25 protein-coding genes are annotated in these 24,171 nt (G+C 70.9%); 19 read left to right on the top strand and 6 right to left on the bottom strand.

What is annotated here, in order from left to right:
- The first annotated feature begins 94 nt into the window (after window positions 1–94).
- From bsaP to NWFMUON74_RS23310, 4 genes are all read left to right on the top strand, one after another.
- On the top strand, window positions 95–304 hold the full coding sequence (gene bsaP / locus NWFMUON74_RS23325) for a biotin synthase auxiliary protein BsaP (RefSeq protein WP_187689371.1): 210 nt from the start codon (window positions 95–97) through the stop codon (window positions 302–304).
- Window positions 304–963: a DUF2567 domain-containing protein gene (locus tag NWFMUON74_RS23320; protein WP_187683936.1), complete on the top strand. Its 660-nt coding sequence runs from the start codon at window positions 304–306 to the stop codon at window positions 961–963. The genes bsaP and NWFMUON74_RS23320 overlap by 1 nt, the downstream gene beginning before the upstream one ends.
- Window positions 964–1,063: 100 nt before the next feature.
- Entirely contained in the window at window positions 1,064–1,600 is a 537-nt protein-coding gene (locus NWFMUON74_RS23315) for a DUF1353 domain-containing protein (protein WP_187683935.1), read from the top strand.
- 86 nt (window positions 1,601–1,686) lie between these two features.
- Window positions 1,687–1,857 (top strand): hypothetical protein, encoded by a 171-nt coding sequence (locus tag NWFMUON74_RS23310; RefSeq protein ID WP_187683934.1) that lies wholly within the window; start codon window positions 1,687–1,689, stop codon window positions 1,855–1,857.
- A 130-nt stretch (window positions 1,858–1,987) separates the two neighbouring features.
- On the opposite strand, the gene NWFMUON74_RS23305 is transcribed toward NWFMUON74_RS23310, so the two are convergent.
- Complete coding sequence (locus NWFMUON74_RS23305; RefSeq protein ID WP_232110543.1) at window positions 1,988–2,746, bottom strand: DUF8020 domain-containing protein; 759 nt, start codon at window positions 2,744–2,746, stop codon at window positions 1,988–1,990.
- Window positions 2,747–2,860: 114 nt separating this feature from the next.
- Window positions 2,861–3,619, bottom strand: coding sequence for an NUDIX hydrolase (locus tag NWFMUON74_RS23300; RefSeq protein ID WP_232110542.1), 759 nt, complete (start codon window positions 3,617–3,619; stop codon window positions 2,861–2,863).
- 76 nt (window positions 3,620–3,695) lie between these two features.
- Between NWFMUON74_RS23300 and nadA the strand changes: the two genes are divergently transcribed.
- From nadA to nadC, 3 genes are all read left to right on the top strand, one after another.
- Complete coding sequence (gene nadA, locus NWFMUON74_RS23295; protein WP_187683933.1) at window positions 3,696–4,721, top strand: quinolinate synthase NadA; 1,026 nt, start codon at window positions 3,696–3,698, stop codon at window positions 4,719–4,721.
- The gene (locus tag NWFMUON74_RS23290) at window positions 4,718–6,409 is read left to right on the top strand and encodes an L-aspartate oxidase (RefSeq protein WP_187683932.1); all 1,692 of its coding nucleotides are present in this window, start codon (window positions 4,718–4,720) and stop codon (window positions 6,407–6,409) included. The genes nadA and NWFMUON74_RS23290 overlap by 4 nt, the downstream gene beginning before the upstream one ends.
- A gap of 202 nt (window positions 6,410–6,611) precedes the next feature.
- Window positions 6,612–7,472, top strand: coding sequence for a carboxylating nicotinate-nucleotide diphosphorylase (gene nadC / locus NWFMUON74_RS23285; RefSeq protein WP_187683931.1), 861 nt, complete (start codon window positions 6,612–6,614; stop codon window positions 7,470–7,472).
- Between the two features lie 7 nt (window positions 7,473–7,479).
- Here nadC and NWFMUON74_RS23280 read toward each other — a convergent pair whose 3' ends face one another.
- On the bottom strand, window positions 7,480–7,899 hold the full coding sequence (locus NWFMUON74_RS23280; protein WP_187683930.1) for a tellurite resistance TerB family protein: 420 nt from the start codon (window positions 7,897–7,899) through the stop codon (window positions 7,480–7,482).
- 138 nt (window positions 7,900–8,037) lie between these two features.
- Window positions 8,038–9,210 carry a winged helix DNA-binding domain-containing protein gene (locus NWFMUON74_RS23275; RefSeq protein WP_187683929.1) on the bottom strand — a complete coding sequence of 391 codons (1,173 nt, stop codon included), beginning with the start codon at window positions 9,208–9,210 and terminating at the stop codon, window positions 8,038–8,040.
- 113 nt (window positions 9,211–9,323) lie between these two features.
- On the opposite strand from NWFMUON74_RS23275, the gene NWFMUON74_RS23270 reads away from it, so the two are divergent.
- The 5 genes from NWFMUON74_RS23270 (at window position 9,324) to NWFMUON74_RS23250 (ending at window position 16,066) form a co-directional block, all read left to right on the top strand.
- Complete coding sequence (locus NWFMUON74_RS23270) at window positions 9,324–10,325, top strand: alpha/beta hydrolase family protein (protein ID WP_187683928.1); 1,002 nt, start codon at window positions 9,324–9,326, stop codon at window positions 10,323–10,325.
- Between the two features lie 532 nt (window positions 10,326–10,857).
- Window positions 10,858–11,724 (top strand): arylamine N-acetyltransferase family protein, encoded by an 867-nt coding sequence (locus tag NWFMUON74_RS23265; protein ID WP_187683927.1) that lies wholly within the window; start codon window positions 10,858–10,860, stop codon window positions 11,722–11,724.
- 108 nt (window positions 11,725–11,832) lie between these two features.
- Complete coding sequence (locus NWFMUON74_RS23260; protein WP_187689368.1) at window positions 11,833–13,593, top strand: penicillin-binding transpeptidase domain-containing protein; 1,761 nt, start codon at window positions 11,833–11,835, stop codon at window positions 13,591–13,593.
- Between the two features lie 243 nt (window positions 13,594–13,836).
- Window positions 13,837–15,396 (top strand): serine/threonine-protein kinase, encoded by a 1,560-nt coding sequence (locus NWFMUON74_RS23255; protein ID WP_187683926.1) that lies wholly within the window; start codon window positions 13,837–13,839, stop codon window positions 15,394–15,396.
- A gap of 70 nt (window positions 15,397–15,466) precedes the next feature.
- Window positions 15,467–16,066: a maleylpyruvate isomerase family mycothiol-dependent enzyme gene (locus NWFMUON74_RS23250; protein ID WP_232110541.1), complete on the top strand. Its 600-nt coding sequence runs from the start codon at window positions 15,467–15,469 to the stop codon at window positions 16,064–16,066.
- A 122-nt stretch (window positions 16,067–16,188) separates the two neighbouring features.
- Here NWFMUON74_RS23250 and NWFMUON74_RS23245 read toward each other — a convergent pair whose 3' ends face one another.
- Window positions 16,189–16,596, bottom strand: coding sequence for a PPOX class F420-dependent oxidoreductase (locus NWFMUON74_RS23245; protein WP_187683925.1), 408 nt, complete (start codon window positions 16,594–16,596; stop codon window positions 16,189–16,191).
- A 193-nt stretch (window positions 16,597–16,789) separates the two neighbouring features.
- Here NWFMUON74_RS23245 and hisD point away from each other — a divergent pair, with 193 nt between their 5' ends.
- The 4 genes from hisD to hisH all read left to right on the top strand — a co-directional run bounded on the left by hisD (window position 16,790) and on the right by hisH (window position 20,710).
- On the top strand, window positions 16,790–18,127 hold the full coding sequence (hisD, locus tag NWFMUON74_RS23240; protein WP_187683924.1) for a histidinol dehydrogenase: 1,338 nt from the start codon (window positions 16,790–16,792) through the stop codon (window positions 18,125–18,127).
- Window positions 18,128–18,318: 191 nt separating this feature from the next.
- Window positions 18,319–19,458 carry a histidinol-phosphate transaminase gene (locus tag NWFMUON74_RS23235; protein ID WP_187683923.1) on the top strand — a complete coding sequence of 380 codons (1,140 nt, stop codon included), beginning with the start codon at window positions 18,319–18,321 and terminating at the stop codon, window positions 19,456–19,458.
- Window positions 19,455–20,081, top strand: coding sequence for an imidazoleglycerol-phosphate dehydratase HisB (gene hisB, locus NWFMUON74_RS23230; RefSeq protein WP_187683922.1), 627 nt, complete (start codon window positions 19,455–19,457; stop codon window positions 20,079–20,081). Before NWFMUON74_RS23235 ends, hisB begins: the two co-directional genes overlap by 4 nt.
- Complete coding sequence (gene hisH, locus NWFMUON74_RS23225) at window positions 20,078–20,710, top strand: imidazole glycerol phosphate synthase subunit HisH (protein WP_187683921.1); 633 nt, start codon at window positions 20,078–20,080, stop codon at window positions 20,708–20,710. Before hisB ends, hisH begins: the two co-directional genes overlap by 4 nt.
- A 442-nt stretch (window positions 20,711–21,152) precedes the next feature.
- On the opposite strand, the gene NWFMUON74_RS23220 is transcribed toward hisH, so the two are convergent.
- Complete coding sequence (locus NWFMUON74_RS23220) at window positions 21,153–21,632, bottom strand: hypothetical protein (protein ID WP_187683920.1); 480 nt, start codon at window positions 21,630–21,632, stop codon at window positions 21,153–21,155.
- Between the two features lie 187 nt (window positions 21,633–21,819).
- Here NWFMUON74_RS23220 and priA point away from each other — a divergent pair, with 187 nt between their 5' ends.
- Genes priA through hisF form a run of 3 tightly spaced genes read left to right on the top strand, consistent with a single transcriptional unit; the run spans window position 21,820 to window position 24,162 of the window.
- On the top strand, window positions 21,820–22,551 hold the full coding sequence (priA, locus tag NWFMUON74_RS23215; protein WP_187683919.1) for a bifunctional 1-(5-phosphoribosyl)-5-((5-phosphoribosylamino)methylideneamino)imidazole-4-carboxamide isomerase/phosphoribosylanthranilate isomerase PriA: 732 nt from the start codon (window positions 21,820–21,822) through the stop codon (window positions 22,549–22,551).
- 4 nt (window positions 22,552–22,555) lie between these two features.
- Window positions 22,556–23,392, top strand: a complete 837-nt coding sequence (locus NWFMUON74_RS23210; RefSeq protein ID WP_187683918.1) for an inositol monophosphatase family protein — start codon at window positions 22,556–22,558, stop codon at window positions 23,390–23,392.
- The gene (gene hisF / locus NWFMUON74_RS23205) at window positions 23,389–24,162 is read left to right on the top strand and encodes an imidazole glycerol phosphate synthase subunit HisF (protein WP_187683917.1); all 774 of its coding nucleotides are present in this window, start codon (window positions 23,389–23,391) and stop codon (window positions 24,160–24,162) included. Before NWFMUON74_RS23210 ends, hisF begins: the two co-directional genes overlap by 4 nt.
- Window positions 24,163–24,171: the final 9 nt, after the last annotated feature.

The following is a 24,171-nucleotide window of genomic DNA, read 5'->3' as shown; positions in this document are numbered from 1 at the left end:
CCCGCCGGGACGGCACCGCTACCCGGCGGGCGGGTCCCGGTCGGGTATTGTCAGCAGCCCAGGAGCTGCACTTTTCGAGGTGGACGTGGACATCATGGAAGAGCGCTACAACCCGTTCACGGGTAAGCGGGTGGTACCGAACCTGGCCGACCCGATCCCGGCGGCGGCCGTGCTGGGTCTGGAGCCGCCGCGGTTCTGCGAGCAGTGCGGGCGGCGCATGATCGTTCAGGTGAGCCCCGACGGCTGGTGGGCGAAGTGCTCGCGCCACGGGGTGATCGATTCCAAGAGCCTGGACCATCGTTGATGGCCCACCAGAGCGCCGTCGTGCCGTCCGGTGCGGGCCGCCGCGAGGTGCGTGCCGTGCTGGGCGTGGTGGCCGCCGTGCTGGCGGTCAGCGCGCTCGGTGGCGTGGTCTGGGCGCTGCTGGCGCCCGCGGAGCGGGTGATCGTGGTGGAGCCGGGCCGGGGCGCGGCCCTCACCGGCGAGAGCGCGCACCGGTTCGACGCGGTGGCGATCTTCGTGTGCGTCGCTGTGATCGCCGGACTGCTCACCGCCGCCGCGGCGTGGCGGGTGCGCCGGATCCGCGGCCCGCTGCTGCAGGGTGGGCTGTTGTTCGGTTCGCTGGCCGGTGCCTGGCTGATGGCGTGGCTGGGGGAGCGGGTCGCCGAGTGGAAGTATCCGCACGTGCCGAATCCGCCGGTGCGCGCGATCGTCGAACTGCCGCCGCTGATCTCACCGTCGGAGTTCACCGGATGGACGCAGCTGGTGGTGCAGCCGCTGGTGGCCGCGCTGGTCGTGCTCGTGCTGTCGGCGCTGAACACCTCCGAGGACCTGGGCGCCGGGCCCGTCACCGCGGCCGAGCCCGACGGGGCCCGCGCGTACGCCTCGCAGATCAGCTACGGCCCCTACGGAACACCGGCCGCGCAGCCGTTCGAGGGCGCCGATTCCGGTTCGGCGCGTTGACGCCGGGCCGAAGCCGAAGCGTTGCCCGAGGTTTCCCTGCCCGCCGTAAGCTGAGGTCCTTCCGGCCTGACGCGCCGGGTTCGCAGGAGGAGGCGGCGGGTTGGGATTCACCGGTGGCGCACTCGTGGTCGAGGAACTCGACGCGGAGTCCTGGTGTGTGCGCGAGCCCATCGAATATCGCGGCGACCGTGAGACTTTCGTGGTTCCGGCCGGGTTCCGGACCGACTTCGCCTCGGTGCCCCGCGCGCTGGTCTGGTTGATCCCACGCTACGGCGCCTTCACCAAGGCCGCCATCCTGCACGACTACCTGTCCCGCGCCGCCGAGGTGAGCCGTGCCGACGCCGACGGGCTGTTCCGCCGCGCGCTGCATGAACAGGGCGTCTCGGTGCCGCAGCGGTGGATGATGTGGGCCGCGGTGCGACTGGGCTCCGGACTGCGCGGGGCCACCGTCGGCGATATCGCGAAGTTCCTGCTCGTCGCCATCCCCTCGGTGATCTTCCTGGTTGTCCCGGTGGTGATCGTCCAGCTGTGGCTGCTGCTGTTCTGGGTGGTGGAGGCTGTGTTCTGGACCTCGAGCCGGGTCACCGGCCGGGTCACCGGACCGGCCCCGAAACCACGGGTGAAGATGACCACCTGAGTTCGCCGGGCGGAGGCGGAAATTCGCTGGCCGGCCCGCTGCCCGCGCCGTTACCGTGGGGCGATCGAAGCGGAAGGAGGGCGGCGATGGACAACACATCCCGATCGGCGGATGCCCGGGGCGAGAAGACGGCCGAACGAGCCGATCTCGCCGCTTGGCGTCGGCGCCACGAGTTGCGCAGATCCAATGCCGCGCAACCGGTCCCGAGCAAGCGCCGGTACGAGCGCACGCCCAAGCACCGGCATCGCGCGTACTGAGCCGCCGAGACGACTCACGGTATCCGCGGGCCGGGCAGCCGTCCGTGGAAGCGGCCCCATATACGCCGAATCCGCCCGCAGTATCGAGCGGGCGGATTTCGACCGACAATCGAACGCCTTGCCGGGCAGGTTACCTGGCCTGCTGCTGCGGCGGACGCGGCACGAACGGCTGATTGATCGTCGTGAAGTACTGCGCGATGGCCGCGATGGCGATCGGCGCCGTCACGAGCAGCTGACCTGCGAAGGTGCCGAGGGCGCCGATGGCGATGATGCCGCCCACACAGCCCACCGCCGCGGCGGGAATGAACGGGCCGAACAAGCCGACGATGGTGGCGCCGGCGACGGTGGCGCCGGCGATCCCGCCCAGCACACAACCGACGAGACCGCCGCCGATACCGCCGACCACGAGGCCGATCGCGGCGCCGGTGGCGATGGTGTCCTTCAGACGGGTGAAGGCGGCGACTTCACGATCGTAGGGTGTAGCCCACTGGGCATGCTCCTCGAACGGCAGCGCCACCGGCCGGTAGCTGGCGTGCTCGAGGTCGAATTGCGGTGTGAGCGTGGCCTTCCGGCCCTGGATGTCGGCGGCGATGGGGAAGACGAAATCGTCGACCCGGAACTCCAGCGGGGTGCCCGCCAGCACGGTGCCGTCGGCGGCCTCGATCTCGAACACACCGTTTTCGACTTCCATGGCGCCGGAGTCGATCTCGACGATCGCCCGGTCTTCGGAGGTGGTAGCGGTGAAACCGACGGCTCCAGCGCTATCGGCTTGCGGTGTGGCGCCGACGGTTCCGGCGGTGAGTCCGGTCGCGGCTATCGCCAGCGTCGACGCGATGGCGATCTTGCGCAGGAACGGGGATCTTCTCGGGGGTGAGTGAAACGGCAGCAACGGGCGAATCTCCTGTGGGAGTTGTTTTCTCGATAGGCCAGCACTTTCTCAGCATCCTACTGAATGCATCCTGAAGATAGCTGAAACCGTTTTCAGGATCGAACTCGGCGCTGTTCAGCCACGGGGACGCAGCGCTGCGAACTCGTCGGTAACCCGGAGCTCGTCGTCGGTGAAACGATACACGGCCGCCGGCCGGCCGCCGGCCTTGCCGGGTGACGCGGTGTCGCCGGTGGGCGTGATCACCTTGCGGCGGCTCAGGACTCGCTGCAGGTTGGTGGTATCCACCTCGTACCCCAGCGCGGCGCAGTAGATTTCGCGCAGTGTCGACATGGTGAAACGCGAAGGCGCCAGGGCGAAGGCGATATTCGTGTAGGACAGCTTCGCCGCCAGTCGCGCCCGGGCATGGTCGACGACGGTGCCGTGATCGAAGGACATGTCCGGCAGCGCCGAGAGCGGATGCCAGCGAGTGTCCGGCGGCAGGTGCGGATCGGCGGTCAGCGGCACCAGTCCGAGATACGCCGAGGCGATGCGGCGCGGGCCCGGCACCCGGTGCGGATCGCTGAACACCGACAGCTGCTCGATGTGCCACAGCTCGCGCACGTCCACCTTCTCCGCGAGTTGCCGGCGCGCCGAGATGTCGAGGTCCTCGTCGTCGCGCAGGCGTCCGCCCGGGAGGGACCAGGTGCCGGTCTGTGGCTCCATCGCGCGCTCCCACAGCAGCACCGCGAGTTCGGTGTGCCAGCCCGGTGCGCACCGCGGCAGTTGCGGATCAACCGGGTGACTAACGGCCTGACCTGCGGACATGGTGTCCGGAAAGCGGCGAACCTGGAACACCGCGGTGAGCGATTCGTGAATGGTGCTACTATGGGCCACGTTTTCGATTCTAAGTCGAAAACCGGGTTGATGCGAATCGGCGAAGTCGCCGAGCGCATGAGGAAGGAGTCATGCCATGGCGACCATGACGTTTGCCGGGCACGTCACGGACGGTCCGACGGGGTACACGGGCGTAGCGGCCACCCCGGAGTGGGCGCAGGAGATCCAGCGCCTGGCGCGCGAGCGCAACGCGACCATCCTGGCGCACAACTATCAGCTGCCCGAGATCCAGGACGTGGCCCACCACGTCGGGGACTCGCTGGCGCTGTCGCGCATCGCGGCGGAGGCCCCGGAGGACACCATCGTGTTCTGCGGCGTGCATTTCATGGCGGAGACGGCCAAGATCCTCAGCCCCGGCAAGACGGTGCTGATCCCCGACCAGCGGGCGGGCTGTTCGCTGGCGGATTCCATCACCGCCGACGAGCTGCGCGCGTGGAAGGCCGAACACCCGGGCGCCGTGGTGGTTTCGTACGTGAACACCACCGCCGCGGTGAAGGCGCTGACCGACGTGTGCTGCACCTCGTCCAACGCCGTGGACGTGGTGGCCGCCATCGACCCGGATCGCGAGGTGCTGTTCCTGCCCGACCAGTTCCTCGGCGCGCACGTCAAGCGCGTGACCGGGCGCGAGAACATGCACATCTGGGCCGGCGAATGCCACGTGCACGCCGGCATCAACGGCGACGAACTGACCGAGCAGGCCCGCACCCATCCCGACGCCGAACTGTTCGTGCACCCCGAATGCGGTTGCGCCACTTCGGCGCTGTACCTCGCCGGGGAGGGCGCGTTCCCCGCGGACCGGGTGCACATCCTGTCCACCGGCGGCATGATCGACGCGGCCAAGGCCGCGAAGTCGAACCAGGTCCTGGTCGCCACCGAGATCGGCATGCTGCATCAGCTGCGGCGGGCCGCGCCGGGCATCGACTTCCAGGCCGTCAACGATCGCGCGTCCTGCAAGTACATGAAGATGATCACGCCCGCGGCGCTGCTGCGCTGCCTGACCGACAACCTCGACGAGGTGCACGTCGACGCGGAAACCGCCGCGCTGGCCCGCAATTCGGTGCAGCGCATGATCGCCATCGGTAATCCGGGCGGGGGCGAATGACCGAACCGAGCGCGGCGGTCTCCAGCACCCCGACGGTGGCGTGGGAAGCCGACGCCGATCTCGTGGTGATCGGCGGCGGGGTCGCCGGTCTCACGGCCGCGCGGACCGCCTCGCTGCGCGGGCTGCGGGTGCTCACCGTGAGCAAGGGTGGCCCGACCGACACCTCCACGCAGTACGCCCAGGGCGGTATCGCCGTCGTCGCGCCGGACGGCGATTCGGTGGACGCGCACGTGCGGGACACGCTGGCGGCCGGGGCGGGACTGTGCGATCCGGTCGCGGTGCGCTCGATCGTCGAGGGCGGCCGCGATGCGGTGGCGGCGCTGACCGATCTGGGTGCGGTGTTCGATCTGGGCCGCGACGGCCAGGTCTCGCGCACCCGCGAGGGCGGGCACAGCACGCGCCGCATCATCCACGCCGGCGGCGACGCGACCGGCGCGGAGGTGCAGCGCGCGCTGAACGCCGCCGGGCTGCCGGTGCTGTTCGGCGCCGCGGCGGTCGACGTCGTCACCGGGCCCGGCGGGGTCCGGGGTGTGATCGCGGTGTCGGACAAGGGTTTCGGAGTCGTGCACGCTCCGGCCGTGCTGCTGGCGACCGGCGGGCTGGGGCAGCTGTACGCCTGCAGCACCAACCCGCCGGGCGCGACCGCGGACGGCATCGCGCTGGCGTTGCGGGCCGGGGCGCTGGTGGCCGATCTGGAATTCGTGCAGTTCCATCCGACGGTGCTGTTCACGCCCGGCGGTCTCGGCAGGCGGCCGCTGGTCAGCGAGGCCGTGCGGGGCGAGGGCGCGGTTCTCGTCGATTCGGAGGGCCGGTCGGTGACCGCCGGGGTGCATCCGCGCGGTGATCTGGCGCCCCGCGATGTGGTGTCGCGTGCGATCGCCGCCCGGATGCGCGCGCTCGGCACCGATCACGTGTATCTCGACGCGCGGGCCATCGACGGCTTCGCGCGGCGATTCCCCACCATCACCGCGTCCTGCGTGGCCGCCGGGCTGGATCCACGCGCGGATCTCATTCCGGTGGCTCCGGCCGCGCACTACCAGTGTGGCGGCGTGGTCACCGACACCTACGGCCGCACCGCCGTGCCGGGTTTGTACGCGGCGGGTGAGGTGGCCCGCACGGGCCTGCACGGCGGCAACCGGCTCGCGTCCAACAGCCTGCTCGAGGGTCTGGTGGTCGGTGAGCGGGCCGGGGCGGCGGCCGCCGAACGCCTCGGGGAGCGTGCGCGGGTGTCCGAGCTGGGCGCCGTGACGTTCCCGCGTGCGGACCGCGGCGCGTTGCAGGAGGTCATGTCCGAGCACGCGGCGGTGGTCCGCGACGGCGAGGGGTTGCGGTCGGCGGTGCTGCGGCTGCTGCAACTGCTGTCGGATCCGATCGGGCGTGCGGCGGAACGGCCGGGGTCCGCCGCGGAGTCGTGCGAGGGCAGCGCGGAGGAGTCCGCCGGGGAGGTCACCGCGCCGTGCGTCGCGGTGCTGGAGGACGCGGCGCTCACGCTGACCGCTCGCGCCTTCCTGGTCGCCGCGACCGCCCGCACCGAGAGTCGCGGCTGCCACACCCGTTCCGACCATCCTGAAACCAGGGACGAGCTGCGCCGCAGCCTCCCCGTCCGGCTGGGTACCGACGGCCGCCCCCAGCTGGTCACCGAGGCGCCCGACGCACCGGCGTCGTTCGCCGTCGCCCCGGCGTCATGAGAACGGCGTTACCGCTGAGCGGTTCGAAACTCGTGGCGACCGGAGGCCCGGACCACATCCCGCACCCTGCCCGTCTCGAGTGCCGGGCGTCCCGGGCACTTGCCGGGACGGTGCGTGCGGGATGCGAAGGCTTGGAACATTGTCGACTCGGCTCGCGGACGGCCCGTCCGTCCGAGAGCCGGACCCGGAACAGGAGTGCACCATGGCATTGGACGCCGGACTGGACCGCGCGGAGGTCGTGCGGCTGATCCGTACCGCGCTGGACGAGGACCTGCGCTACGGGCCCGACATCACCACCGCCGCAACGGTTCCCGCCGAGGCCGTGGTGAAGGCGGCGATGGTCTCGCGGCAGCCGGGGACCGTGGCCGGACTCGACGTGGGCCTGCTGGTCCTGGACGAGGTGATCGGCGCGGGCGACTACGAGGTGACCGAGCGCGTCGCCGACGGGACCAGGGTGGCCGCCGGTGACGCGGTGCTGCGTCTGGTCGCGCCGACGCGCGGGCTGCTGACCGCCGAGCGCACCATGCTGAATCTGGTGTGCCATCTGTCGGGTATCGCGACGGCGACGTCGGCGTGGGTCGACGCGGTGGCCGGTACCCGCTGCCGCATCCGCGACAGCCGCAAGACCCTGCCCGGGCTGCGGGCGCTGCAGAAGTACGCGGTGCGGGTCGGCGGCGGGGTCAACCACCGCATGGGGCTGGGTGACGCGGCGCTCATCAAGGACAACCACGTCGTCGCGGCCGGTTCGGTGGTCGCGGCGCTGCGTGCGGTGCGCGAACTGGCGCCCGATATCGCCTGCGAGGTCGAAGTCGACAGTCTCGACCAGCTGGACGCCGTGCTGGCCGAGGACGTGGCACTGGTGCTGCTGGACAACTTCCCGCTGTGGGCCACCCAGGCCGCGGTGCAGCGCCGCGACGCCCGCTCGCCGCGGACCGAGCTCGAATCCTCGGGCGGGCTGACCTTGGCGGCCGCGGCCGACTACGCCCGCACCGGTGTCGACTACCTGGCGGTCGGCGCGCTCACCCACTCGGTCCGGGTCCTGGATCTCGGCCTGGACATGTAGGTCGCGCCTAGAGCCCGAATTCGGCGGGCGCCAAGCGCAGTACCCGGCAGCATTCGCGCAGGGCCGCGGCCTCGCGGAGGTCGAATCCGCCGTCGGTCGCGGCGATTTCGAGACCGACCCGGACGGCGGCGCGGGCCTGCGCGGGTCGCTCGGTGGCTCGCGCCACCTGCTGGAGCACGTAGGCGCGGCCGAAGGCGGGGTCGAGGGTGAGCCGATGCCAGTTGTCCTCGAACAGATTTCGCAACTCGTGCGCGGGGAAGTGGTACATCACCCCGCTGGCGCCGATGCGGTCCGCGACGCGGACCCGCTCGGCCGGATCGGCCGCGCCGCCGACGCTCACCAGTGCGCACACGCCCACGGCGGCATCACGAAATACGCTGTCGCGCAACGTATCCGACAATTGGTGTCGGTCGTCGGCAAGTGGCATCGGTGAACCCCCTGGCCCCGTCCTGTCGGACCCGAACTACAACAGGCCGACGTTAACAGAGATCGGCTCGTGCGAAAGCCCCCGATCTTGTGGGGAAATCCGGGTGCCCGGCGCTACCCGAGGAGTGCCACGGTGCGCTCAGGCACTGAGTTCGCGCTCCAGCGGGGTGCGGAATCGCGGAACCGCGCGGACGTCGCCGAACCACGCACGCATCCGCTCGGCCTCCGCGGCGATCAGCTCGCGCGCCTGCGAGCCGACGTCTTCCAGCAGCTTCCAGACGATCTCGCCGTCGGGGCGCTGGGCCCAGCCGCCGACGATGCGGCCGTCCCACCACACGGTGGGCCCCACATTGCCGTTGCCGTCGAACAGCGCCGGGCGGTGCGGGCCGAGGAACCAATCCCGCGACTGCCAGCCCATCGGCGTGGGGTCCAGCGCCGGGAGCAGCGCCGCCCACGGCTCCGGGGCGGGCACCGGCTCGAGGTCTCCGGCGAGCGCGACACCGGTGACGCCGTCGAGGTCCACCTCCTCGATATCCAACCGGGCCAAGGTTTTCCGCACCTCGGCGACGGTCCAGCCGGTCCACCATTTGAGGTCGGTGACCGGGGCCGGGCCGAAGGTGCGCAGCCAGCGGCGCACCAGCTCGTCGCGGGCCTGCTCGATCGGCAGCGTGGGAATCCCGCCGGGCAGCCAGTTCTCGATCGGCGCCCAGCTGTACTGGCTGCTGGCCCAGCTGCCGCCCGGCCGCCCCCGCACGATCTGCCCGGCGCAACCGAGCGTGACCAGTACCCACGTGGTGATGTTGGTGGGCTTGGAATACGGCTTGCCCGGGGCGGTGTCGACCTGCGTGCGCAGGCGCGGCACCGCGGCGCCGAGCTGCGCGCCGGTCGCGCTGCCGCGCGCCAGCAGTTCGCGGTGGGTCTCCTGTTCCACCTCCGCCAGCCACGCCGCGACATCGCCGTCCACGACTTCCTGCAGATAGCGGCCGTAGGTCCGGCGCTGCTTGGCGGCCAGCGCGTCCGCGACCGCCGACTGCAGTGCGGGCAGCAGATCCACCGGTGCCACGAACATGGTGCGCCGCATCGCCAGCAGCCGCAGCAAGGTGCGGTCCTCGTACAGCGCCTTCTCCACGTGCGCCGGCTCCAGCCCGCGGCTGCGCGCCGCGACGGACAGGAATACCGTGGCCGGATCGGTGGCATGCAATGCCACCATCGACTCGACGATGCCCGCTACCTCCTCGCCCCGCACCGCCGGAGCCAACCGGTGCCGCACACCCAGGCGAGCCCGCCGCTCCGCCACGCCGATCGAACGCATGAACGAATCCTATCCCGCCCCACCGACATCCGACTCGGCCCTGGCGTACCGAACCGGGCACGGTACGACCGAACCTGTGCCGTTCACCGGTTTCGTCGTGCGATGATGCGGCGATGAGGCGTCGAAACCGCTGGTGGGGGCTGGGTCTCGGACTACTCGGTCTGTGTGCGTCGACAATCTTCACGGCAGATCCGGCCGCGGCCGAGCCGGAATGCCCGGTGCGGGTCGAGGTGCGGCCGGTGACGTTGACCGTCGAGGGGGAGGCCGCGACGGGGCTCGTCTACGACCCCTTCCGGTGCGCGCCGGGCGATCTGGAGCCGCGGGCACTGATCGTCGGGGTGCACGGTCACAACAGCAGTTCCGCCGACCTCGGCGGCTACCTCACCGCCATCGCGCGCCGGACCGTTACGCCGCTGCTGGTCATGGACATGCGCGCCGCCGACAGCGAGTGGGTCACCGGTGCGTGGAACCTGCGCGCGGGACGCGAGGACGTGCTGGCCGCCACCCGCTGGTATCGCGACGGGCACCCGGCGGTCACGCGCACCGTGCTGTGGGGCTGGAGCCAGGGCGGCATCACCAGCGGACTGGTCGCGGCCGCCGCGCCACCCGGACTGTACGACTACTGGGTCGACAACTTCGGTCCCGCAGACGATTTCACCGCGTGGCTGGGCGCCGACCTGGCCGAGCCGCAACTGCGCGGCCAGATCGAGCGGGACGCCGGCGGCTGCTCACCGGTGGTCTGCCCGCAGACCTACGCGCAGCGGTCGCCCGCGCTGCTCGCGTCCGGCATCAACGTGCGCCGCAGTTTCCTCGTGCACGGCGTCGCCGACCGCGTCGTCCCCTTCCCCACGAGCGTGGAGATGCGCGCCGCGCTGGCCGCCGCCGGCAAGCCGTTGTCCATGTACACCATCGCCACCGGCCGCAACCTCGAAGGCGCCGTGGTCCCCGGCGACCACACGATAGGCCCGGCCTACTTCGAAGGCGGCTGCGTCGTAGAGCGCCTGCTCACCGACACCGAGCCGATCGACGGCCCCGATCGCGACTACGTCGTCGACGTCGCCCGAGGCATCGTCACCGCCCCACCCGCCCCACCGGGCGCGAAGTGCGCCGCCTGACCACTCCTCCCGCCCCGCCCGGCAAATGCGCCGCCTGTCCACGCCTTTCGCTCGCGCGGTGAGACGTGCTGCCTGACTACGCTGTCCGCTCGACCCGGAAAGGTGCGCCGCTCGATCACGTTTTCCGGCTCGGCTCGGTGAGGTGCGCTTCCTGTCTCCGCTGTCCGCTCGACCCCGGAAAGGTGCGCCGCTCGATCATGTTTCCGGCTCGGCTCGGTGAGGTGCGCTGCCTGACTACTCCTCCCGCATCGGAGGCGAACGTGTCCTATGACGGCGAACTCGCACGGCGGCTCGACCGCGCTCCCCGCCCGGCTGGTCGGCATCGCCGCCGGACGGGGACGCTCGCTGTGTGGTGGGGAGCGGTGCGGGCCGGACGCCGGGGGCGAGGTGTTTCGCGGTCGCGGAACAGGTTGGGGGCCGGGGTGGTTGTTCGACGCGAGGGTGGTGCGCTGGTGGCCGACGCGGCGGGCGGTGCATTGCCGTTCACTGACGAGGCAGGCGGCGCGTTGCCGCCCACTGACGAGGAGGCGTGATGGGCAAGCCCGCGGATCCGGCATATCACTGGGACGGCGCTGCGCTGGACCTGGACGCGTACCTCACGCGCATCGGGTTCGGCGGCGATCGCGTCCCGACGCTGGAGACGCTGCGGCGGTTGCAGCATGCCCACACCACCACCCTTCCGTTCGAGAACCTCGAGATCATCCTCGGGCGTTCGGTCCCGCTCGACCTCCCGACGGTGCAGGACAAGATGGTCCGGCGCCGCCGCGGCGGCTACTGCTACGAGCACGTGGGCCTGTTCGCGGCGGCGCTGGAACGTCTCGGCTTCGGCGTCACCGGCCTGCACGGCCGCGTCGTCATGGGCGCGCCGGGTGGACTGCGCCCCGCCTCACACGCGATGCTGCGGGTCACCGCGTCCGACGACGACCGGGTGTGGCTGTGCGACATCGGTTTCGGCAGCGGCCCCGCGGCCCCACTGGAGCTGAACCCGGACGCGGGGGAGGTGCGCGCGGGCGAGTGGCGCTTCCGCCTCGAGCGCTCCGAGGGCGAACTCGGCAGCGAGATCTGGACGACGTATCACTTCGCCCGTGACGGCTGGACGCTGCGCCACACCGTGACCATGAGCCCGCAGTACCGCATCGACTACGCCGTCGGAAACCACTTCGTCTCCACCTCGCCGCGATCGCCGTTCGTCACCCGCCCGTACGTGCAGCGCTTCCGGCCCGACGTGCACCACGTCCTCGACGGTGCCACCTGGCTGACCGAATACCCCGACGGCAGCTCACATTCGCGCGATCTGGATCCGTCCGAACTGCCCAAGACCCTGGCCGAGGTCTTCGACATCGAACTCGACCCGGCCGACCACGACACGCTCGCCGCCGCGCCGTGGCTGTATCACTGAACAGTCAGCACTGAACGGTCAGCACTGAAATGTCGCGGCGCGCAGGACCTCGCCCATTCCCGCGGGCCGAAGCTCCCGGCCGGTAGGGTCGGGCGAGTGCGCACCGGTATGAGACTGTTCGCCCTGTTCGCCACCCCGGTCCTGGCCCTGGCCGCCTGCTCGGGCAACAAATCCACCGACCGGCTCAACACCACCGTGCACACCTTCGCCGACGCGCTGAACCGCGACGACATCCCCGCCGCGGCCGCCGTCACCAGCGACCCGGCCGCGGCGTCCGGCGTGCTGGGGCCGCTGTACGACAGCCTCGGCAAGGACGTGCACTTCGAGGTCGACATGGTCGACAAGACCGACGACAGCGCCACTTTCACCCTCGTCGCCACCTGGAAACTCGGCCCGGGCGGGAAGAACCAGTGGACGTACCAGACCACCGGCAACGCCACCGAGTCCGGTGACAACTGGAAGATCCGCTGGAATCCGGCGACCGTCGCGCCCGGGCTGGAGAGCGGCCCGCTCGGCTACGGCACCGTCGCGCCGGACCCGCCCGCCCGCGTGCTGGACCGCACCGGCGCCGAACTGCTGACCCAGCAGGTCGTCACCCTCGTCAACGTGGCGCCCGGCGCCGACACCGAGGCCCTCGCGGCGCTGCTGAATCCGATAGAAGCCAGTATCACCAAGGGCGCGCTCGACACGGAACTGGCTGGGGCACAAGGTAAGCCGGTCACCGCGATCGCGCTGCGCCAAGCCGACCTGGACCCGATACAGCAACGGCTGGCGGCGCTGCCGAACGTCACCTTGGCACCGCAGACCCGGCTGCTCACCACCGACAAGGCGCTGACCTCGCCGACGCTGTCCGGGCTGTCGGAACTGTGGCAGACCGAGACCGACGCCGCCTCCGGGTGGGTGGTCCGCGCCCAGACTCCCGGCGGCGCGCAGCGCGTCGGCGGCCAGGACCCGCGGCCGGTCGCCGACATACCCGGCACCCTCGACATCGGCATGCTGCGCGACGCCGACGCGGCGCTGGAGCCGATCCCGACTCCGGCGGCCATGGTCGTCATGCAGCCCTCCACCGGAAACGTGCTCGCGATGGCGCAGAACCAGGCCGCCGACGCACAGGGACCGATCGCGCTGACCGGCCTGTACCCGCCCGGCTCCACCTTCAAGACGGTGACCGTGTCCGCGGCGCTGCAGGCCGGTCAGGTGACCCCCGACAGCCCGGTCGCCTGCCGGGGCACCGAGAACATCGAGGGCCGTCAGATCCCCAACGACAACAATTTCGACCTCGGTACCGTGCCGCTGCACACCGCCTTCGCGCGCTCCTGCAACACCACGATGGGGCGGCTCGCGGTGGGCCTGCCGCCCGACGGGCTGACCGCGGCCGCCGCGCAGCTGGGTCTCGGCATCGACTTCACCGCGCCGGGCATGACCACCGTCACCGGCAAGGTGCCCACCGCCGACACGCCCGCGCTGCGCGTCGAAGAGGGCATCGGCCAGGGCAAGGTGACCGCGACGCCGTTCGGGATGGCGTTGGTGGCCGCGTCGCTGGCGCACGGTTCGGTGCCCGCCCCGACCATCGTCGCCGGGAAACCCGGCACGTCCGATCGCACCCCGCAGCCACTCCCGGCCACAGTCGCCGACCAGGTCAAGACGATGATGCGCGAGACCGTGACCGACGGCACCGCCACCCGGCTGCGCGATATTCCCGACCTGCTGGGCAAGACCGGCACCGCCGAGTACATCGACGACAAGCACGCGCACGGCTGGTTCGTCGGCATCCGCGGCGATCTGGCGCTGGCCGTATTCGTCAGTGACGCCGGCAGTTCGGGCCCGGCGGTGGAGGCCGCCGGTCGGTTCCTGCGGACCCGGCCGTGAGAGGTGCGGGCGCCAGAGCGACGGTGGCCGGAAAGTGATTTGAGACACACTGTGTCTCAGGTGGATCGCGCCGTGATCTCATCCGCATCTCGGGCCATTCGTACATATTTCACACGTATCTCGCTCCGGCGACAGACCCGCCCGTCCGGCCCGCTACACTTGCCCGAGGAACGCGCGGGCAACCGCGCTCGGTAAGTCACGGATCGCGCAGAAACTCGGAGTAGTGCCATCGAAACCGGCCAAGTGATCGCAGGGCATTACCGCCTGGTCGAGCGGATTGGTAGCGGCGGCACGGGCGTCGTCTGGCGTGCCGTCGACGAGCGACTGGAGCGTTCGGTTGCGATCAAGCAGATCCTCACTCAGCCCAGCCTGCCGCCGGGCGAGAAGGACATAGTGCGGCAGCGTGCCTCCCGCGAGGCCCGCAACGCCGCCCGCTTCCAGCACCCGAACGCGATCGTCGTCTTCGACATCACCGACCATGCGGGCGACCCGTGCCTGATCATGGAATACCTACCGTCGCAGAGCCTGGCGGTGGTGCTGTCCTCGCAGGGCACGCTGCCGCTGCCGCAGGTCGCCCGCATCGGCGAGCAGGTGGCGTCGGCGCTGGTGGCCGCGCACCGGGCGGGCATCGTGCACCGCGACGTCAAACCCGGCAACGTGCTGCTCGGCGAGAACGGCACGGTGAAGATCACCGACTTCGGCATCTCCAAGGCCAAGGGCGACGTCACGCTGACCGCGACGGGGCTGATCTCCGGCACCGCGGCGTACCTGGCGCCCGAGGTGGCCCGCGGCGCCGAGCCGACCCCGGCCGCCGACGTATTCGCCCTCGGCGCAACGCTTTTCCACTCGCTCGAGGGTGAGCCGCCCTACGGCACCAATCCGAACCCGCTGGCGCTGCTGTACGCCGCCGCCAACGGCCAACTCGGTGAGCCGCGCAACGCCGGGCCTCTGACCGATCTGCTGCTGTCGCTGCTGAGCTTCGATCCCGAGGATCGGCCCAGCATGACCGACGTCCGCGACCAGCTGGCCGATTTCGCCGAATTCGGCGACGGCGCGGAGAGCACCCGCATGCTCGCCACGCATCGGCCCGCCGCCCGCCGCGCCACCCGTACCCTGGATCGCCGCTCCGCCCAGGCCGACATCTCCACCGCCGAGATGATGGCAACGGCCGCAACGATTTCCGAGCCCGACCTGCCACGCGTGCGCCCGGTTCCCAACGGCTCCCACCCCGAAACCCGCTCCCACCCCGTCCGCTCCGCCGAACCCCCACCCTCCGCCGGCGGCCGCAAGGCCCTGGTCTGGGGCGGAGTCCTCGCCGGCGTAGCAATAGTCGCCGCCGCCATGTACTTCCTGTTCTCTCCCGGCGGCACCAACCCCCCGTCGTCCGAGGCAGGTTCGGCCTCCACCTCCGCCCCGGCCCGCACCAGCGAGCCGAGCACGGGCGCCCTGGGTCAGACCAAGAGCGCGGGCACGGTGAACTCGAACCAGGCCATCGACGCGACCCAGGACTTCTACGAGACCCTGACGACATCGGACCCGAGCAGTGCCTGGAACCAGCTGACCCCTGCCGCGCAGCAGGTTTACGGAAGCCAGCAGGAATTCCGCACGTACTGGCAGCAGAATCGGGTGATCGGCTTCAACACGATCGACGTGCAGAGCGGTGGTAGCGCCAATGCCGACGGCTCGATCGATATCGGGGTCGCCAGCGTGACCTACAAGAGCGGACAGAACAACTCTGTGACCCTGCGTCTGATCAAGTCGAGCAACGGAAAGCTACTGATCGACAGCGACACCCGCGCCTGACCGGACACCCGGCGGGTGTGGCCGCCTCGCGCGGGTATCGCGAAAATGTTGTCCCGGTTAGGCTTTCAGCGTGGATACACGGGAGATGCTCAGGGCGGAGCGGGGCGAGTTGGTTTCGCTGCTGCGGGAGTTGTCCGAGGAAGAGTGGGAGACCCCGTCGCTGTGTGCGGGGTGGCGGGTGCGGGATGTGGTGGCGCATCTGCAGACCGATACCGTGTCGCTGGGGACCTATCTCGGGTTCACCGTGCGAGGGCGGTCGGTGGACGGGGTGAACGATCTGCTCGTGCGGGAGTTCGGGGCGCGGCCTACCGAGGAGCTGATTGATCGGCTCGACGGTGCGGGTGGGTGGTTTACGCGCATGGCGCCGGGGATCGCCTTGGCGGACATGTTCGTGCATCAACAGGACATTCGCCGTCCGCTCGGGCGGGCGCGTGAGGTTCCGGCGGAGCGGCTGGTGGCGGTGCTGTCGCATCCCGACCCGTTCGCGTTCCCGCGGCGCTACACCCGCGGGCTGCGGTATGTCGCCACCGATGTGGAATGGTCGCGGGGCAAGGGGCCGGAGGTGCGCGGGCCGGGGGAGGCCCTGGCGCTGGTCATGGTCGGCCGTCCCGCCGCCCTCGATGATCTGGAGGGTGACGGCGTCGCGATCCTCCGCGAACGCCTCGGCTGAACGGACTCGCCGCCCGATTCCGGCAGGCGGCACGAATCGCCTTGACAGCGAAGGTGTTCCACCCCCGTCGGCTCGCCGGAGATCCACCCGCCCTCGCGGTCTCCAGCGAGCGGAGCCGCGGTTCAGTCGCCGCGGGTGGCGTTGCCCGCGATGCTGGTCGGGCGGACGGCGATCGCCACGCGGACCTTGGCGTCCGGGGGCACCACCGAACCGTTGCCGTAGCGCTCGGACAGGCGGGTGAACAGAGCGCCGTCGGGGTCGTCGTCGATGCGGTCGACCACGCCGCGGACCTCGATGTAGTGATAGGGGTCGGCGGGGTCGTAGATGGAGATCGATACGCGGGGCTCGTGCGCCACGTTCCGGAACTTCTGACGGGAAGTGGTGTGGGTGAACCAGAGGAATTCGCCGTCCCACACGAACCACATCGGGTTCACCTGCGGCGCGCCGTCCGGCCGGGTGGTCGCGAGACTCGCGAAGAGCGGACGTTCCAGCAGGTCACGGGCTTTCCCGGAAATCTCGATGGTCGGCATGGGTCCTCCTGGGGTCGAAACGCGATCAGAACAGCCTGCCGATGGTATTCATGCCCCCGGCACCCGCGGCGGGCGGCCGGAAAACCGCTGGGCACGACCCGATAGTCTGGTAAACGGCCGGACGTCACCGGCACACACCGCGACCACCGGCACAGACCGCGACCACCGGCACAGACAAGGACTCCGCACCGCTATGACCTCCCGCATCGAGCTCGCCCGCGTCGATCTGCGCGGTCGCACTCCCTCCGCTGCCGAGCTGCGCACCGCGCTGCCGCGCGGGGGAGTCGACGTCGACTCGGTGCTGCATCAGGTGCGTCCGGTGGTCGAGGCGATCCGCGACCGCGGCGTCGCGGCCGCCCTGGAATTCAGCGCGAAGTTCGACGGCGTGACGCCCGCCGCGATCCGGGTCCCGGCCGCCGCATCGGACCGCGCGCTGGCACAACTCGACCCGCAGGTGCGCGCCGCGCTGGAGGTCGCCATCGAGCGCACCCGCCGCGTGCACGCCGACCAGCGCCGCACCGACACCACCACCGAGGTCGTCCCGGGCGGCACCGTCACCGAGCGCTGGGTGCCCGTCGAGCGGGTCGGCCTGTACGTGCCCGGCGGCAACGCCGTCTACCCGTCCAGTGTGGTGATGAACGTCGTTCCCGCACAGGCCGCCGGGGTGGAATCGCTGGTGGTGGCCTCGCCGCCGCAGGCACAGTTCGACGGCTTGCCGCACCCGACCGTCCTGGCCGCCGCGAAACTGCTCGGCGTCGACGAGGTCTGGGCGGTCGGCGGCGCACAGGCGGTCGCGCTGCTGTCCTACGGCGGCACCGACACCGACGAGGCCCCGCTGGCCCCGGTCGACATGATCACCGGCCCCGGCAATATCTACGTCACCGCGGCCAAGCGGCTGTGCCGCGGCCTGGTCGGCATCGACGCCGAGGCCGGACCCACCGAGATCGCGATACTCGCCGACGCCACCGCCGACCCGGTGCACGTCGCCGCCGACCTGATCAGCCAGGCCGAGCACGACGTACTCGCCGCCAGCGTCCTGGTCACCGACAGTGCCGAACTGGCCGACGCCGTCGACGCCGCGATCAACGCGCAGCTGGCCGTCGTCAAGCACCGCGAGCGCGTCGCGGAAGCGTTGTCCGGCAAGCAATCCGGCACCGTCCTGGTCGACGGCATCGAACAGGGCCTGCGCGTCGTGAACGCCTATGCCGCTGAGCATCTGGAGATCCAGACCGCCGACGCGCCCGCCGTCGCGGCGCGCGTCCGCAGCGCCGGAGCGGTATTCGTCGGCGCCTGGTCCCCGGTGAGCCTCGGCGACTATTGCGCCGGATCGAACCATGTGCTCCCCACCGCCGGGTGTGCGCGGCACTCGTCGGGCCTGAGCGTGCAGACCTTCCTGCGTGGCATCCACGTCGTGGAGTACAGCGAGTCGGCGTTGAAGGATGTGTCGGGGCACGTGGTGGCCCTGGCGAACGCCGAGGACCTGCCCGCCCACGGCCAGGCGGTCCGGGCCAGGTTCGAACAGCTCGACTGAATACCGCGATCATCTCCAGCCGCCTTCCAGCATGCCGGGCCCGGGGCCAGCGCCTCCACGATCGGCCCCCATCGCTCTCGGCCCCGGCTGCCCGGCGCGGCGCCACTGCCCGCGCCGCGAATCCGCCGCCGGTGGACCGATAGGCTGATAGCTGGATCGATGCGGTCGAAACCGAAGGATTGCCCACCCCCATGACACGAATCGACGCGGCCGGTGCGCCCGGATCGCGGATCACCCTGGCGGACCTGCCGCTGCGCGACAACCTGCGCGGCAAGAGCCCCTACGGCGCGCCGCAACTGACGGTGCCGGTGCAGCTCAACACCAACGAGAACCCGCACCCGCCGAGCCGCGCCCTGGTCGACGACGTGGCCGAGTCGGTCCGCACCGCCGCCACCGACCTGCATCGCTACCCCGACCGCGACGCCGTCGCGCTGCGCACCGACCTGGCCGCGTACCTGAGCCGTCAGACCGGCGTCTCGCTGGACGTGACCAACGTGTGGGCGGCCAACGGCTCCAACGAGATCCTGCAGCAGCTGTTACAGGCATTCGGCGGGCCCGGCCGCAGCGCGCTCGGTTTCGTGCCGTCGTACTCGATGCATCCGATCATCTCCGAGGGCATCGACACCGAATGGCTGGAGGCCGAGCGCGACGCCGACTTCTCCCTCGACATCGACTACGCGCTGACGGCCATCGCCGAGCGCCGCCCCGACGTGGTCTTCGTGACCAGTCCGAACAACCCCACCGGGCACAGCATCCCGCAGCCGGACCTGGTGCGCGTCCTGGACGCCGCGCCGGGCCTGGTCGTGGTAGACGAGGCGTACGCCGAATTCTCCGCAGCCCCCAGCGCCATCGAGCTGATCGACCGGTACCCGGCGAAACTCGTGGTCAGCCGGACCATGTCGAAGGCGTTCGCGTTCGCCGGTGGCCGCCTCGGCTATCTGGCCGCCGCGCCCGCGGTGATCGACGCGCTGCTGCTGGTGCGGCTGCCGTACCACCTGTCGGTCGTCACCCAGGCCGCCGCACGGGCGGCGCTGCGGCACGCCGACGAAACCCTCGCGAGCGTCGCGGAACTGGCCGCCCAGCGCGATCGGGTCGCGGCGGGGCTGCGCGAACTCGGCTTCGCGGTATCGCCGAGCGACGCGAACTTCCTGCTGTTCGGCCGCTTCGCCGACGCCCCGGCCGCTTGGCGGAAGTATCTGGACCAGGGCGTACTGATTCGCGACGTCGGCATCCCGGCGCACCTGCGGGTCACCGTCGGCCTGGCCGCGGAGAACGACGAATTCCTGCGGGTGAGCGAGAAACTCGCCGCGACGGAGCTGATCGGAGAATGACGACGACCATGAACCGCACCGCGCGGGTGGAGCGCACCACCAAGGAGTCCAGCATCGTCGTCGAGCTGAACCTCGACGGCACCGGGCAGACCGACATCGCCACCGGCGTGCCGTTCTACGATCACATGCTCACCGCGCTCGGTGCCCACGGCGGTTTCGATCTGTCGGTGCGCGCCGAGGGGGACATCGAGATCGAGGCGCACCACACCGTCGAGGACACGGCGATCGTATTCGGCCAGGCGCTGGGCCAGGCGCTCGGCGACAAGCGCGGCATCCGCCGGTTCGGCGACGCCTACATCCCGATGGACGAGACCCTCGCCCACGCCGCGGTGGACGTCTCCGGGCGGCCCTACTGTGTGCACACCGGCGAGCCGGATCATTTGCTGCACACGGTGATTCCGACCAATGGGCCCGGCGCCCCGTACTCCACGGTGCTGAACCGCCACGTCTTCGAGTCGATCGCGCTGAACGCCCGCATCGCCCTGCACGTGCGGGTGCTCTACGGCCGCGACCAGCACCATGTCACCGAGGCCGAGTTCAAGGCCGTGGCGCGGGCACTGCGCGCCGCCGTGGAAATCGATCCCCGGGTGACCGGGGTGCCGTCGACGAAGGGGACGCTGTGACGGTTTCGGTCGCGCTGCTGGACTACGGCTCCGGCAACCTGCACTCGGCCAATCGAGCCCTGATCCGGGCCGGCGCCGATGTCACCGTGACCGCCGATCCGGAGATCGCGCTGGCCGCGGACGGCCTGGTGGTGCCTGGTGTCGGTGCGTTCGCCGCCTGCATGGCGGGCCTGCGTGCGGTGCGCGGGGAACGCATCATCGGCAAGCGCCTCGCGGGCGGTCGTCCGGTGCTCGGCATCTGCGTGGGCATGCAGATCCTGTTCGAGCGCGGCGTGGAGTTCGGCGTCGAGAGCGAGGGCTGCGCGGAATGGCCCGGGACCGTCGACCGCCTTCCCGCCGAGGTGCTGCCGCACATGGGCTGGAACACCGTGCGCGCGCCCGCCGACACCGTGCTGTTCGCCGGGATGGACGCCGACACCCGCTTCTACTTCGTGCACTCCTACGCCGCGCGCACCTGGGAACTGCCCGACAACGGCACGCTCGCGCCGGCCAGACTCACCTGGGCCGAGCACGGCGGCCCCTTCCTCGCCGCCGTGGAGAACGGCCCCCTGTGCGCCACCCAGTTCCACCCCGAGAAGTCGGGCGACGCGGGCGCGCAGCTGCTGCGCAACTGGATCGGCTCGCTGTAGTACCTGCCGGTCAGGCCGCTTCTGTCCACGCCGGAGATCGCAGCCTCGGTACCTGTTCGACGCCGCGGCGTGCCGGGGACCGCGGCGTGGGTACCAAGTCCGATGCCCCCCGGCATGCCGGAGTTCGTGCCGTGGGTACCTGTTCCATGCCTCGGCGCGCCGGAGTTCGTGGCGTGGGTACCTGTTCCATGCCTCGGCGCGCCGGAGTTCGTGGCGTGGGTACCTGTTCCATGCCCCGGCGCGCCGGAGACCATAGCTGGGCGAATATCGGGCAATCACGGCTTATCGTCGTATCGACCTGAACTTCGGCACGGCGAAAGGGGCTGTGATGGGCGACATTCCGGCACTGCTGGCGACCGCGTTCGATCTGCCGACCTGGCTGCGATACTGGTCGGCGGGCTGGGCCGACAGCGGCTCGGCCGGATCCTGAGTTCCGGCGCGCTCAGTTCGCCGGTGGGATCTGATCCACCCGCCCGGCCAGCCAGCGGCCGTCCACATTGTCCAGGAACACGCGCATGCTGGAGCGGGTCGGCTGCGGCAGGCCCAGCGTGACATCGCTGCGGGTGGATTGGTCGACGGTCACCAGAATCTCCGCGTGTTCGGCGTCGGCGGCTTCGGTGCGGCATTCGACCGTCTTCGCCTCGGCGATGGTGTGCGAGCCGGTGGCCCGGGCCCGGCGGTCGGCGGCGGAACTTTCGAACTGCTCGCGGAACGCCCCCGTGGAGCGGTCCAGCACCCGACGGTCGTACTCGTCGTAGCGGTTGAAGTCGAAAGTGGTCAGCTGGCGGCCGAAGTCGCAGGCGGCCAGCTGGACCGGATCGGTGGGCGCCGCGGCCGCCGGCGGGGTCACGACCAGCGCGGACACCGCGACCGCCGCCGGCGGCAGCGTAATCGCGAAGTGGCGCAGCGTGATCCGGAACATGACGGGAATCCTTGCTCGTCGACGGGAAACGGGAACGGGCGTCCGCGCCGGAGCGGCGCGGTCACCTTCGTATAGCCCGGCGACGGGCCCGGCAAACCTGGCGACCGCGGTCGCCCGTCCGTGACCGGTGTCCTATTCGCGCCATCCCGGCGCCGGGACCTCGGGCGCAGCCCAGTAGGCTGCGAGCGTGAGTCTTGTCTTGCTACCCGCCGTCGATGTCGCCAATGGTGAGGCCGTGCGCCTGGTTCAGGGGGAGGCCGGCAGCGAAACCAGCTACGGTTCGCCGCGTGAGGCCGCGCTGGCCTGGCAGCAAGCCGGTGCCGAGTGGGTCCATCTGGTCGATCTGGACGCCGCCTTCGGGCGCGGCTCCAACCGCGAGCTGCTCGCCGAGGTCGTCGGCGAGCTGGACGTGCGCGTCGAACTGTCCGGCGGCATCCGCGACGACGATTCGCTGAAGGCGGCACTGGCCACCGGCTGCGCCCGGGTCAATCTCGGCACCGCCGCGCTGGAGGACCCGCAGTGGTGCGCCCGCGCCATCGCCGAGTACGGCGACCGCATCGCGGTCGGCCTGGACGTGCGCCTCATCGACGGCGAGTACCGGCTGCGCGGGCGCGGCTGGGTCAGCGACGGCGGCGACCTCTGGGAGGTGCTGGAGCGGCTCGAGCGCGACGGCTGCGCCCGCTACGTCGTCACCGACGTCACCAAGGACGGCACCCTCACCGGCCCCAATCTCGAGCTGCTGGGCGAGGTCACCAACGCGACCGAGGCGCCCGTGGTCGCCTCCGGCGGGGTGTCCACCCTCGACGATCTGCGCGCCATCGCGACCCTGGTCCCCGAGGGTGTGGAGGGCGCGATCGTCGGAAAGGCCTTGTACGCCGGGCGTTTCACCCTGCCCGAGGCGCTGGACGCGGTGCGCTGAGGGTATGAGTATCGATCGGGCCGGGCTGCTCGCCGTCGCCGGCGACGTACTGGATTCCGTCACCCCGCGTTTCGTCGAGGGCGTCGGCGCACCGAGCGCGGTCAGCAAGGGGCGCGGCGACTTCGCCACCGAACTGGATCTCGAACTGGAACGTACGCTGTCGGCGCAGCTGCGGGAGCAGACCGGAATCCCGGTGCACGGCGAGGAATTCGGCGGCCCCGAACTCACCTCCGGCACCGCCTGGGTGCTCGACCCGATCGACGGCACCTTCAATTACTCTGCCGGACATCCGCTTTCGGGCATGCTGCTGGCCCTGGTGGACGGCGGCGAGCCGGTGCTGGGCCTGACCTGGCTGCCGCTGCTGGGCCGCCGCTACGCCGCCGCCGTCGGCGGTCCGGTGCTGCTGGACGGAAAACCGTTGCCGCCCTTGGAGTCCGGGCGGCTGTCGGAGGCGATGATCGGTTTCGGCGCGTTCAACATCGACAGCCACGGCCGCATCCCGGGCCGCTTCCGGTTCGACCTGCTCGGCGCGTTGAGCCGATTGTCCGGGCGGCTGCGCATGCACGGCTCCACGGGAATCGACCTGGCGTTCACCGCCTCCGGCGTGCTCGGCGGGGCGGTCGTGTTCGGCCATCACCCGTGGGACAACGCGGCGGGCGTGGCGCTGGTGCGCGCCGCCGGGGGAGTGGTCACCGATCTGCGCGGCGAGCCGTGGACCATCACCTCGAAGTCTGTGCTCGCGGCGGCGCCCGGCGTGCACGGGGAACTGCTGGAACTGATCGACAGCGCGGTCGCCACGCGTCGCGGCGGCGATGCCGGAACTTCCGAGAGGGCGCAATGACACTGGCCGTACGCGTGATCCCGTGCCTGGACGTCGACGCCGGTCGCGTCGTGAAGGGCGTGAACTTCGAGAACCTGCGCGACGCGGGCGATCCGGTGGAACTGGCCGCGGCCTACGACGCGCAGGGCGCCGACGAACTGACCTTCCTGGACGTCACCGCCTCCTCCGGCGACCGCGGCACCATGATCGACGTGGTGACCCGCACCGCCGAGCAGATCTTCATCCCGCTCACCGTCGGCGGTGGTGTACGCACGGTCGCGGATGTCGACCGGCTGCTGCGCGCCGGTGCGGACAAGGTGTCGGTCAACACCGCGGCCATCGCCAACCCGGAGATCCTGCGCGAGATGTCGCAGCGGTTCGGGTCGCAGTGCATCGTGCTGTCGGTGGACGCGCGCCGCGTGCCCGACGGCACCGCGCCGACACCGTCCGGATGGGAGGTGACCACGCACGGCGGCAAGCGCGGCACCGGCCTCGACGCGATCGAGTGGGCGTCGCGCGGCGCCGAACTGGGTGTCGGGGAGATCCTGCTCAACTCGATGGACGCCGACGGCACCAAGGGCGGCTTCGACCTGCCGATGATCGAGGCGGTCCGCAAGGCGGTATCGGTGCCGATCATCGCCAGCGGCGGCGCGGGCCGGGTCGAGCACTTCGCCCCGGCCGTGCGGACGGGCGCCGACGCGGTGCTCGCCGCCAGCGTCTTCCACTTCGGCGATCTGACCATCCCGCAGGTCAAGGACGCGATGCGGGGCGAGGGCATCGTCGTCCGCTGACCGCCGGGC

Origin of the sequence: Nocardia wallacei, assembly GCF_014466955.1 — a bacterium.
GTDB classification, from domain to species: Bacteria; Actinomycetota; Actinomycetes; order Mycobacteriales; family Mycobacteriaceae; genus Nocardia; species Nocardia wallacei.
Note: the sequence above shows the minus strand (reverse complement) of the source record. Positions and strands in the feature narration are given on the sequence as shown.